General features: G+C 29.6%; 9 protein-coding genes. 7 read left to right on the top strand and 2 right to left on the bottom strand.

The annotated features are described in order from the left end of the window. Nucleotides 1-34: 34 nt before the first annotated feature. Complete coding sequence (locus ACZJV1_RS10295; protein ID WP_460287300.1) at nucleotides 35-793, bottom strand: polysaccharide deacetylase family protein; 759 nt, start codon at nucleotides 791-793, stop codon at nucleotides 35-37. 395 nt (nucleotides 794-1,188) lie between these two features. Between ACZJV1_RS10295 and ACZJV1_RS10290 the strand changes: the two genes are divergently transcribed. Beyond that, the gene (locus ACZJV1_RS10290; protein WP_460287298.1) at nucleotides 1,189-1,737 is read left to right on the top strand and encodes a sigma-70 family RNA polymerase sigma factor; all 549 of its coding nucleotides are present in this window, start codon (nucleotides 1,189-1,191) and stop codon (nucleotides 1,735-1,737) included. Next, nucleotides 1,734-2,477, top strand: coding sequence for a hypothetical protein (locus ACZJV1_RS10285; protein WP_463650062.1), 744 nt, complete (start codon nucleotides 1,734-1,736; stop codon nucleotides 2,475-2,477). Before ACZJV1_RS10290 ends, ACZJV1_RS10285 begins: the two co-directional genes overlap by 4 nt. Before the next feature lie 423 nt (nucleotides 2,478-2,900). On the opposite strand, the gene ACZJV1_RS10280 is transcribed toward ACZJV1_RS10285, so the two are convergent. Continuing rightward, entirely contained in the window at nucleotides 2,901-3,794 is an 894-nt protein-coding gene (locus tag ACZJV1_RS10280) for a LysR family transcriptional regulator (RefSeq protein WP_463650061.1), read from the bottom strand. A gap of 207 nt (nucleotides 3,795-4,001) precedes the next feature. Here ACZJV1_RS10280 and ACZJV1_RS10275 point away from each other — a divergent pair, with 207 nt between their 5' ends. The 5 genes from ACZJV1_RS10275 to ACZJV1_RS10255 all read left to right on the top strand — a co-directional run bounded on the left by ACZJV1_RS10275 (nucleotide 4,002) and on the right by ACZJV1_RS10255 (nucleotide 12,502). Beyond that, entirely contained in the window at nucleotides 4,002-5,702 is a 1,701-nt protein-coding gene (locus ACZJV1_RS10275; RefSeq protein ID WP_411167875.1) for an FAD-dependent oxidoreductase, read from the top strand. A gap of 84 nt (nucleotides 5,703-5,786) precedes the next feature. Then, nucleotides 5,787-7,040 carry a YeeE/YedE family protein gene (locus ACZJV1_RS10270; RefSeq protein ID WP_463650060.1) on the top strand — a complete coding sequence of 418 codons (1,254 nt, stop codon included), beginning with the start codon at nucleotides 5,787-5,789 and terminating at the stop codon, nucleotides 7,038-7,040. A 73-nt stretch (nucleotides 7,041-7,113) separates the two neighbouring features. Beyond that, entirely contained in the window at nucleotides 7,114-8,460 is a 1,347-nt protein-coding gene (locus ACZJV1_RS10265; protein ID WP_460287288.1) for an APC family permease, read from the top strand. 352 nt (nucleotides 8,461-8,812) lie between these two features. Then, on the top strand, nucleotides 8,813-9,652 hold the full coding sequence (locus ACZJV1_RS10260; protein ID WP_460287286.1) for a hypothetical protein: 840 nt from the start codon (nucleotides 8,813-8,815) through the stop codon (nucleotides 9,650-9,652). A 168-nt stretch (nucleotides 9,653-9,820) separates the two neighbouring features. Next, nucleotides 9,821-12,502: an FAD-dependent oxidoreductase gene (locus ACZJV1_RS10255; RefSeq protein WP_460287284.1), complete on the top strand. Its 2,682-nt coding sequence runs from the start codon at nucleotides 9,821-9,823 to the stop codon at nucleotides 12,500-12,502. The last annotated feature ends 310 nt before the right edge of the window (nucleotides 12,503-12,812 follow it).

The raw sequence follows: 12,812 nt of genomic DNA, 5'->3' as shown, positions 1-12,812 counted from the left end.
CAGCCTTAAGGGCATACTTTAAAATTTCTATATTTTATTCTAGAATATCAAATTCATAGCCATTGTCTTTAAAAATTTTAATTATTCCTGGCAATGCTTGAACGGTGGTTTTCTTAGTCATACAATCATGCATAAGTACAATTGCTGGATTTTTTAGATTGCCATCTTTATCTTTAATCTCTTTTAGAACATTATTACATAGTGTACCTGAAGATATATTATTACCATGAGCATCTCCAGAGTCTACATTCCAATCATAACAATGTATACCTTGTTCTTCTAATTTAATAATTATATTTTTAGTAAAATCTTTTCCACGAGCACTTCTAACTATAGTATTTTTTGATCCACCAGGAAATCTAAAGGCAGTGCTTGGACTTCCTGTTATTGATTTTATAAAATCTTGTTGCTTGTTAAAATCTTTAAAAAATGCTTCTTCAGATGTATAAACATATTTGAATTCATGATTATATGTATGATTACCTAGAGCATGGCCTTCATCATAAATACGTTGAACAATTGCATTATGACTTTCTATATAAGGATGAATAATAAAAAAGGTTGCTTTAATATTATTTTCTTTTAATATATCTAAAATCTTTGGAGTATTTTTACTAGGTCCGTCATCAAAGGTCAAATATACAACCTTTCTATTAGAAGAAATATCGGAAGGTGTATCAACTAATATTTCTTTACTACTATAACAAGAAGTAGTTTTTAAAAAGTTAAATCCTATTATGATAATTGAAGTAAGGAATAAAGTTTTACTAAACTTACTTAATATATTTCTCAAAATATACCCCTCCTTATTTTTAAACATATTAGTATTTTTATCATAACTATTGTAATTATACCTTCCATATATTGATAAGAATTTTCTATACATAGTAAAAGTAATGATAGTTGATGATATGAAGAGTTACAAAATGAAATAGGTAATGGCTAGTTGTAAAATCAAATTGAACTAAATAAAAAAATCCATAGAATTACTTTCCGCGTTAAGATTAAGTCGCGAAACAAATTGAGATTGCAATTTATAAAAGATAAAATATTAAGTCTATTAATATTTTTAAAAGTATATATTATTTTGTTTATTTTAAAAATATTAGAAAAATAATGAAATATTTTCTTATTATATGCGACTTAATTAATGAATACGATAAATTTTTCGTAAGGAAGGAGGATTATATGATTGATCAATCTAATTTCATTAGTGAATTAAAAAATAAAAATGAAGAAGCACTAACTTTCGTCATTGAAGAATATGGGAATTATATATATAAAATTGCTTATCTATACTCTAATTCTTTAGAGTTAAGCGAAGAATGTGTAAATGATGTTTTGTTAAAGATATGGAAAGGAATAGATGGTTATAAGTATGATTCAACAGTTTTTAAAAAGTGGGTAGCTTCAATTACAAAATATTCATCTATAGACTTAATGAGAAAAGAAAAAAAGCATAATACTTCCACTGTATTAGATGAAAATTTGACTAAATGTACAGATAATATAGAGGACTCATTAATAACAAAGGAAGAATTAACAGTTGCAACGAAGTTTATGGAAAGCTTAAATGATGTAGATAAAAAGATTTTTAAAAGTAGATTTCTAGAAAACAAAAACTCAAAAGAAATTGTTGAGAAATTAAATCTCACAGAAAACGCCATTAATTTAAGAGTCTTGAGGATGAGAAATAAATTAAAAAAATATATGTATGATTTGGAGGGCGAAGAATGAAAGATTATGAATTAATTGATATAGATGAAAATAGTCTACCTGATGTATCTTTAAGCCAAGAGCAAATAAATAAAATTAAAGCAACTATTACTTTTCATCTATCTATGTGTATTGAGAATAGTAAAGACCTAGATATTGATTACTCATTTAAAAATATTATTTCTGTCTATGATAGCTTAGGAAAAGAAAGAGACTTCACAATTCATGGTGTAAAATATGCTAAAGTATTTGAAAAACTCATTATTCCAGCTTTTGATAAAAAATATTCTCCAAGTGATGAAAATCTAATTTTTAAATACTTTGGTTCTCCTGGAGACTTTGTAGTAAGTTGGTCACCTCTTTGGAGCGATATGCTTCATTATTGTCAAATTTATATAACAAAGACTCATTTAATTATTTATTATTTTAACTATATTTTTAAGATGGTTAAAAGCTATGAAATCCCTATTGAGGAAATTAAAAATGTCACCTTTAAGAAAACTATTAATTTGTACTGGAATATAACTTGTGAATACTTGAAGATAGATATTAAATCTACTAATGATACTTTTCCTAGAGGCATAAATTTAGTAATGAAAAAAAATAATCTTGAATCATTGAATAATCTAAAAAATTCTTTAGTATCTCTTGGTGTATCAAATAATATTTATCATAGGAATAAGATATTTAAGTACTATTGGTATTTTATTTTTATGCTTACATTGCTAATAATATTGTATATGGTATGGTTGATTTTCTAATAATATTGTATATGGTTTCAAATGATCTTTATTAGCATAAACTTATAATTCTATTTTAAAATTTGCTGGAACTATTGCAATAATGGGATACATTATTAAATGTAAATTACCTGATAGTTCTAGTACTAATCATTATATATATTAAATGCAAAAGTTAATTGAGTGAATAAGAAAAGAGATGCTTCAATTTCTATAGAAATATCAAGTGTTTTTATAAAAAAAACTTGGGGAGAAATCAATAAAAAAAGCTTAACCACAGACTTTAAGGAGTTTCTGTGAATGCTAAGTTGATAAATAAAGATAATTCATAAAAATAAATTTTAATGAAGAAATTATAAGAAAATAAGGGTGGATGCAGTAATTTTGTATCCACTTTTCATATTAAATAATTGTATACGTTGTAAACTTTAGAAAAATAAATCTTTAATAGCAAAAACATCTCTTTTTTGAAGTTAGAAATTTAGCAAGCTTTTGTTCGTTACTTGTAAGATGATAATTTTTTCTATAAGCCATACAATAATCAATAGGCATTTTTAAATTATCAATAGTAATCTTTTTTAAAGTACCTCTTCTCAATTCATGGCGTACAGATGCTTCAGGAAGAAAAGATAAAGTTTTATTTCCTATAACACTAGCCTTTATTGATTCAATTGAATTTAATAGAAGAAGAATATTTAAATTATCTATGTTAATGGAATGTTTAGATAGTTCATTATTTAAGGTTTTATAAATTCCTGAATATTTATTTTTTAAAATAATTGGATAAGAAGGCAATTCTTCCAGTGAAATAGAATCAGGAGCTGACATATTACCTGATACTAATATAAGATCATCTGATATAATATTTATTGTATTTAGATTACTTGGCAATTCTATATTTTGAATTATAGCTAAATTAACGCTATGTGTAAGTAAATCTTCTAATATTTTAGTATGATTTTCTAGTTCCATTTGTATGTCAATATTAAAGTAAATTTCTTTAAAGGTATAAATACTACATGGCAGGATACTTTGTCCTATGCTATGGCAACATAAAAAATATAATTTATTATTTTTAATCCTCAATTCTTCTAAATTTTTCATTATATTATCTTCTAAAGCAAGCATACTACTTGCAGATTCATATAATATTTTACCAGCATCTGTTAATTCCACACCTTTATTGCTTCTATCTAATAGAACTTCTCCAATTTCTCTTTCTAAACTTTTTAATTGTCTACTTAATCCTGGTTGGGTTAGATGTAGTTCTATAGCTGCCTTTGAAATGCTATTACATTGTATGGTAGTATAAAATGCCCTTAAATACGTCAAATTCATTTGTTTCACCTCATAAGTTAGTTAATAAACAGTAGTTTAAATATACACCAAGTATCGAATTATAGCAAATAAAGTAAATTTATGTATAACATAATGTTATTTAGCATGATATTTTCGCATAATGCAACAGGAAAAAAGTATGATATAGTTAAACTATGATAAAAAATTAACAAAAATAATAAATCTAATTAAGGGAGAGATAAAGAAATGGGTAAAAAAATAGTTATTGTTGGTGGAGTTGCTGGTGGAGCTTCAGCAGCAGCAAGACTTAGAAGGCTAGATGAAAGTAACCAAATAATAATGTTTGAAAGAGGTCCTCACGTATCATTTTCAAATTGTTGTTTACCATATCATTTAAGCGGACAAGTAGAAGATAGTGAAGATTTAGTTTTAATGAGACCAGATAAATTCTTTAGCCAATATAGAATTGATGCTAGAGTTTATACAGAAGTTGTAGCAATATATAGAGATAAAAAAGAAGTTAAAGTAAGAAATGTTGTATCTGGAGAAGAATACACTGAAAGCTATGACAAGCTAATACTTTCACCAGGGGCAAAGGCTATAGTTCCTCCAATAAAAGGAATTGAAGATGTTAATGTATTCACAATAAGAAATGTTGTAGATATAGCTAAATTAAATAACTTTATTAAAGATAATAGATGCAAAAAAGTTTCTGTAATAGGTGGAGGATTCATAGGTGTAGAAACTGCTGAAAACTTAAAAGAAGCTGGATATGAAGTAACATTAATAGAAGCAATGGATCAAATAATGAGACCATTTGATTATGATATGGTTCAAGTTTTACATAAGGCTATGTATGATAATGGAATAAATTTAATAGTTGGAGATAAAGTAAGCTCTTTTAAGAAAGATACTATTGTATTAGAATCTGGAAAAACTATAAAAGCAGACGCTGTAGTTATGGCAATAGGGGTAGCTCCAGAAACAGACTTAGTAAAAGAAGCTGGATTAGAAATAGGTGAAACTGGTGGCATAAAGGTTGACCAAAACTATTTAACTAACGATAAAGATATCTATGCTGTTGGTGATGCTGTAGAAGTATTCCATGCATTAACAAACCAAATAACTAAATTACCATTAGCAGGCCCTGCTCAAAAACAAGCAAGACATGTTGCAGATCATATTCACAGAAGACAAGTTAGAAATTCAGGATATATAGGATCTTCTTGTATTCAAGTATTTGATTTTAATGGAGCATCTACAGGTTTAACAGAAGGATTAATAAAAGCTACAAATATGAATACTAAATATGAAGTAGTTAGAGTAATTCCACAAGATAAGGTTGGATTAATGCCAGGAAGTGAACCATTACACTTTAAGCTTATCTTTGAAGTTCCAACAGGAAGAATTTTAGGTGCACAAGCTATAGGTAGAGGTGCAGTTGATAAGAGAGTTGATATAATAGCTACTTTAATTAAAGTTGGTGGAACAATTGAGGACTTAAAAGATTTAGAACTTTGTTATGCACCTCCATTTGGAACAGCTAAAGATGTTGTTAACCATGCAGCATTAGTAGCATCAAACTTATTAGAAGGAACTTTCAAGCAAGTATATGTTGGACAAGTTAGAGAGTTAGTAGAACAAGGAGCATTTATTGTTGACGTTAGAGAAGTTAACGAGTATGCGCAAGGTCATATAAAGGATGCTAAAAATATTCCTTTAAGTGAAATAAGAGATAGATTAAGTGAAATACCAAAAGATAGACCAGTTTACTTACATTGTAGAAGTGCTCAAAGAAGTTACAATGCAGCCTTAGCATTACAACACTTAGGATATGATAATGTATTTAATGTTGCTGGTGGATTTATGGGAATATCTTTCTATGAGTATTACAATGACAAAGTATTAGATAGAGAACCAATAGTTACAGAATATAACTTTAACTAGTATGAAAATTATTAGAAAGTTCTTTATAAAGGACTTTCTAATAATTAATAAATAATAAAATATTTAACTATTTTGGAGGAGCTTATGAAGAAGAATCAGATATATATAGGGTTTTCGTTAGTATTAATAACTTTAGGGTTTGCATATTTTAAAGGGCAAGTAGATAGCAAACTAGCTTTATTCCTAATTACTGGATTAATGATAGGATATTCTCTTCAAAGATCAAGATTCGGTTTTGCTGGTGGAGTTAGAAAGCCAGTAATGATGGGAAATGCGGATTTTGTTAAGGCTTTACTTGTTTTATTTTCAATAACAGTTGTAGTAACAGCTGGTATACATTATGCATCAACTATAAAAGGTGGAGAAATTGCTTTCAGAGCTGCGCAAGGTGCTAGTATAGTGCCAGGATCACAAAGTGTAAAGCCAGCAACTTTAGGTTTATTTATTGGTGGATTACTATTTGGTATTGGAATGATTGCGGCTGGATGTTGTGCATCTGGAACTTTAACAGACATTGGAGAAGGCGCTGGAAGAGCAATAATAGTTTTACCGTTTTTTTGTATAGGTAGCGTTTTGGGTGTTTGGCATTTAGCAAGCTTAGAAAAAACATTTTTATATCAAAAGGCAATTACTGTGTATTTACCAGATCATTTTGGATATTTAGGTTCAATATTAGTATCTTTATTCTTATTTTTATTAATATATATTTTCGTTAATAAATATGAAAGTAAGAGAAAAGCTGAAGGTACATATAGAGAAGAAAACTATGCAGATTGGGAAAAGGAAATCGAAAAACAAAAAGATTATAAATTCTTTAGTAAAGAAACTTATCATTCTTTCTTTGTAAAGAGATGGTCATTTATGACTGGAGCTATTTGGATGGCAATTTTATTCATATTCATTTTAGTTACTACAAATAAGAGCTGGGGAGTTACTAGTACATTTGTAGAGTGGGGAATTTGGTTATTAAGTTTAGTTGGTATAAACTTTACTAATGTAGAAGCTTTAAATGGTGCAGTTAAAATAGTTAATAAGGGACTTTTAAATGACCCAGGATCATTAAGAAATATTGGAATAATTATAGGTGCCTTTATTTGTATGCTACTTGCAGCTAAATGTGAGTTTAACTTTAAATATAAATTAAAAGATATTGCTTCATATATAATTGCTGGTCTTATGATGGGATATGGCGCAAGATTAGCTGGTGGATGTAATGCTGGAGCATTGCTTGGAGGTATATCTAATTTATCATTATCTGGCTGGACTTTCCTAGTAGCTATGGTTATAGGTGGTTTAATAGGAATTAAATTTGTTAAAAAGTGTGATATATCAATATAATAATTTTTATGATTTAAAAAACTATGTAGAATCTATTACATAGTTTTTTATTTAGAAAAAGAGAGGTTAAATTATGAAGAGTAATTTAAGTAAATTTAACATATTTTCTATTGTTCTTGGTGGAATAATTGGATGGGGTTCTTTCATGTTACCAGGAACTAAATTTTTAAAAGAAGCAGGCGTTATAAATACTTTATTTGGTCTTGCTTTTGGTGCTTTATGCATTATCATAATTGAAAAAAATTATGTAGTGATGATGGATAGTCAAAATGAAGAAGGAGGAGAGTTTTCCTTTACATATAATAATTTAGGGGAAAAACACGGGTTTATTGTTGGATGGTTTCTTACATTAGCCTATTTTACAATGATTCCATTAAATGCAACTGCATTTCCACTAGTTATTAAGAAAATTTTTGGTGGTGTATTAGAATTTGGATACCTTTATAGCGTTGCCGGATTTGATATTTATATAGGTGATATTCTTGCATCTAGCTTTATAATCCTTGTATTTGCTTATTCAAATATAAAGGGATTAAAGGAGACTAGTAAGGTGCAAAATATAATAATAATAGCATTAATTTCTATGGTATTTATTGTTTTCGTTGGAATGATTTTAAAAGGAGATAGAGCTAAATTTAATGAGGTATATATAAGTAGCTATAAATTTGATTTGGGTGAGATTGCTAAAGTTTTTGCTATAACTCCATTTGCTTTTGTAGGTTTTGATGCAATACCACAACTATGTAAAGAATTTAATTTCTCAAATAGAAAAGCATCTTTAATAGCAGTAATTTCATTAATTATGGGAGCAATGATATATAATATATTAAATATAATAACTGCTTTAGCATACGCACCAAGCGAAGTTGCTAATTTGGAATGGGCAGCAGGAAGCGCTGTTATAAGTACTTTAGGTAAAGGAGCATTTATTATGTTAGTAATTGCATTATGTGCAGCTGTATGGAGTGGAATAAATGGATTTATGATATGCGGTTCAAAACTACTTGGTTCAATTGCTCAATATAATATGCTTCCAGAATCTATGGGGAAATTAAATAGTAATGGAGTTTTTAAGAACTCAATTATTTTCATAGTAATTGTTAGCTTGATTGCACCATGGTTTGGGAGAGAGGTTATTAGTTGGATAGTTGACATGTCTTCTTTAGGCGCATCTATTGCATATTTCTATGTATCACTAATTGCTTACAGAAAATGCAAAAACATAAGTGGAAAAATTTTCTCAGTTTTAGGTGTAGTTGTTAGTATAGTATTTATTTTATTATTACTACTACCAATGTCACCAGCAGGACTTGGAAAAGAATCAATAATTGCTCTTTTAGTTTGGAGTGCTCTTGGTTTAGGTTTCTATTTATTAGTTAATACTACTTCCAGATGTGAAGTGGATAATGGAAGTATTTAAAAGTATAGTGCATATAGGTTAATTGGCTGACCTAGGAACAGTTAATAACCATATAATTGGAAAATGTTATTTAGTTGAAAAAATAATTTTAAATAGTCAAGTACCACCAGCTTAGCTGGTGGTACTTGACTTTATTTATAAACTCATCATAAAATTTTTGCTTTAGTTTAAGTAAATTTAAAATAATTGTAGATATGAGAATGTATTAGCTATATTTATGATAAATTGGAATAAATAGAAAATTTTAATAAGAAAACGATTAAAACACTAGATATTTATGTTGATTTTATGTAATATTATATTAGTATTGGGAATAATTTCTAATACTAATTTGAGGGAGGGGATTTATATTATGAATATTCCTGTTTGGCATTATGTACTTTCAATGGCAATTTATTTTATTTTTCTTCTCTTCATGATTGAATTCATGAAGAACCACTATAAGTTTTCAGCTGTTTTTTGGGTTGCAGCATTATGTACTTTTCCAATTTGGCTTATGGGAGGTGTAAATGGCTGGTTCCGTTGGGCAAAAACATTTAGTGCTATACTTCCACTTGCAATAGGTGGATTCTTCCGTTTAGCTGATCAAGAACAATATCAAGGTAAATTTTGGGATCTCATGAGGAAGGATTGGATAGTTTGGTTTGTATATTTAGTATTATTCTTAAATATTGCTGAAGCTACACTAAAAGATGTTGCTTTAGGAAACTATGCTAATGCACTTTGTGGCTTATTATTATGTGTTACTATTCCATTCCCAAATGGAAGGAAATTCTTCAAATTAAGTGCTGAAGATAAGAGTATGTTTATAGCTTATACTACTGTAGCTTGGAATTTTCTATATACAACTTGGAATTTATGCTTTGTATATGGTGAAACTGGCAAATATTTTGCAAGCTCTATATGCATATTAATGGCAGCAGAAGTATATCCAATTATTAAAAGGAAACCTGAACTTTATATAGCTGCTCGTATTTATACATTATCAGCTCATGTGCTAATTAGAGCTTGTTTCCCTAACTTATTTCCAGCTGTAATGGATGCATCAACATGGATGAATGCAGATGTGTTATATGTATGGGGAATAGTTAACGCTATACTAATAATTCCTTATGTTTTCTGGTATATATGGCAACTGCACACAGGCAAGGCTGAACAAAGCTTCAGCAGAGGTAAAATTAAAGCAGTATAGGCATTATTCTAAATAATATATAAAGTTAGGGATTATAAAAATAAGGACAAGTATTCCTATAACCTGTGAAGTAATATTTATTTAAATAAAACAATAAAAAATATAAAATGTAAGGGGGATAGATTTAGTGAGAGTTTCATTAATACCTTCTCTCGCTAAAGAACAAATATGGCAAAGGAAAAAGTACTAGAGCTTGCTAATAAGATTGCTAAGACAAAACGTGGTTCAAAATCAGAGATTACAGAGAATCATCCAGAGTATAAAGCCCTAGAGCCTGTTGTTACAGAAAAAATGGCAGAAGTAGCACTTTATCTTGAATTTCGTAAACCGCAAAGTGCAGAAGAAGTAGCATCACTTTGTGGTAAATCTATAGAAGAAACATCTAAAATTTTATGGGAATTAGCTGTTTCAGGTGCCTGTCTAGTAGGTAACAAAGATGGGGTTGATAAATATTGGCTTGAAATTTGGGTTCCTGGACATATGGAACTTATAGTTAATCATCCACACAAAGAAGATATTAATAACTTTACTCAAATAGGTCAGGCATTTGATGAATACGGGAAAAGAAAAGCACCTATGGCAGCAGGTATTTTTCCAGTAGGAAAGGGGCCTATGCGTGTTATACCTATAGAAAAGGCTATTGAAGGAGAAACAAGAAGAGCATCTTATGAGGAAATTTCTAAATATCTAAATGAAAATACTGTTTTCTCAGTTTCAGACTGTTCTTGTCGTACAGCAAGAGAAGCCATGGGTGAAGGTTGTGGGCATTTAAAAGAAGACATGTGTATCCAGCTTGGAGATGCTGCTGAATACTATATACGTACAGGTAGAGGACGTAAGATTACCCGTGAAGAAGCTTTTGATATCATAAGAAGAGCAGAAGAAAATGGGCTTATGCATCAAATACCAAATACAGATGGTTCAGGAAAAACTCATGCAATCTGTAACTGCTGTGGTTGTTCTTGCTTAGCTACTAGAAATGCAGGAATGTTCTTACACAATGATTTTGTTCGTTCAAATTATATATCACAAATAGATAAAGACAAATGTGTTGCTTGTGGAGAATGTGTTAAGGTATGTCCTGTTAATGCTTTAAAATTAGGACAAAAATTATGTACTAAAACACCAATTATTGAAGAAAAAAGAGAAGAGTTCCCATCAAATACTGAATGGGGACCAGATAAATGGAATGTTGATTACAGAACTAACAGAGAAAATGTAGTTAAAACTGGTACAAGTCCTTGTAAAACCAATTGTCCAGCACATATAGCTGTTCAAGGATATATAAAGCTTGCTTCTCAAGGAAAATATAAAGAAGCACTTGAACTTATAAAAAATGAAAATCCATTTCCAGCAGTATGTGGACGTATTTGCCCACGAAAATGTGAATCTGCTTGCACAAGAGGTGATATTGATGAACCTGTTGCTGTAGATGAAATTAAAAAATTCATAGCAGAACAAGATTTAAATATGGAACATCGTTATGTGCCAAATAAAAGACATGAATATGGTAAAAAGATAGCTATTGTTGGAGCAGGACCTTCAGGTTTATCTTGTGCATATTACTTAGCTATTGATGGATACAAGGTAACTGTATTTGAAAAGCAAAAAGTACTTGGTGGTATGCTAACACTAGGTATTCCATCTTATAGATTAGAAAAGGATGTAATAAATGCTGAAATAGATATTTTAAGAGAATTAGGCGTAGAATTCAAAACTGGTGTTGAGGTTGGCAAAGATATAAGTCTTAAATACTTAAGAGATGAAGGATATAAAGCCTTCTATATTGCAATAGGTGCACAAGCAGGAAGAAACCTTGGTATAGAAGGAGAAGAGGCAGAAGGTGTTATGACTGGAGTTGATTTCTTACGTGAAGTTAACTTAGGAAATGAAATTAATTTAGATGGAGAAGTTGTTGTAATCGGTGGTGGTAATGTTGCAATTGACGTTGCAAGAACTGGTGCAAGAGTTGGTGCAGCTAAAACTTCTATGTTCTGTCTTGAATCAAGAAAAGAAATGCCTGCTTTAGATGAAGAAATAGATGAAGCTTTAGCTGAGGATATTGAAATAAATAATTCTTGGGGACCAAAGAGAATTCTAACTGAAAATGGTAAGGTAGTTGGAATTGAGTTTAAGAAATGTATTTCTGTTTTTGATGAAAATAAAAGATTCAATCCAAAGTTTGATGAAAAGGAAGTTAAGATTGTTAAGGCAAGCCATATATTAATTTCTGTTGGACAAGGAATAGGGTGGGGGAATCTTTTAGAGGGAAGTCAGGTAGAATTAAACCCAAATAAGACAATAAAGGCAGATTCATTTACATTGCAAACTAGAGAAAAAGATATATTTGCAGGTGGAGATGCAATGACAGGCCCAAGCTTTGCAATAGATGCCATTGCCATGGGTAAAGAAGCAGCTATTTCAATTCATCGGTATGTTCATCCAGGTCAAAGCTTAGTTAATGGACGTGATAGGAGAGCTTATCATGCACTAGACAAAGAAAACTTAATTTTTGCAAACTATGATCGTATGCCTAGACAAAGAGCACTCCATGTAGATGGTAAGAAATCAAAAGAAACATTCAAGGATTTACGCCATACTTTCACAGAAGAGCAAATGAAAAAAGAAACAGAACGTTGTCTTGGCTGTGGAGCTACAGTTAGAGACGAATACATGTGCATAGGCTGCGGAGCATGTACAATTAGATGTAAGTTTGGAGCCATATCACTTGTGAGAAAATATGATGAGGAAGGTGTAGAACTAAAAAAACTTAAGCCTATAGTTATTAAAAGTATGATTAAACGTAAATGTAGAATCACAGTTAGAAAAGTAAGGAAATTTTTTAAATAATAAAAACTTGCTCATATGTGATTACACAACTCTCATATCAACAAAAATGTCTAACAAAGCAAAGAACTAAATAAATTTTATTAATAGAAAAGTACACAATCTTAGTTGAATGTGTGCTTTTTTTCTTTGCCATAAGGTTTATATGAATACCAGGAAAATAAAACATTATAATTTACACGACTGATGGGATAAACCCTCATAGTTTTTTTATTTTATAATTTAATAATGATGAAGAAATTTTTGCGACAGAAGATAATCTTAAATTAAAAACTATTGACCTTGACCTTACGTCATGGAGTAATATATAGGT

It is taken from the genome of Clostridium sp. LS3, assembly GCF_055330225.1.
The sequence above is the reverse complement of the archived record's forward strand: the minus strand, read 5'-3'. Positions and strand labels throughout refer to the sequence as shown.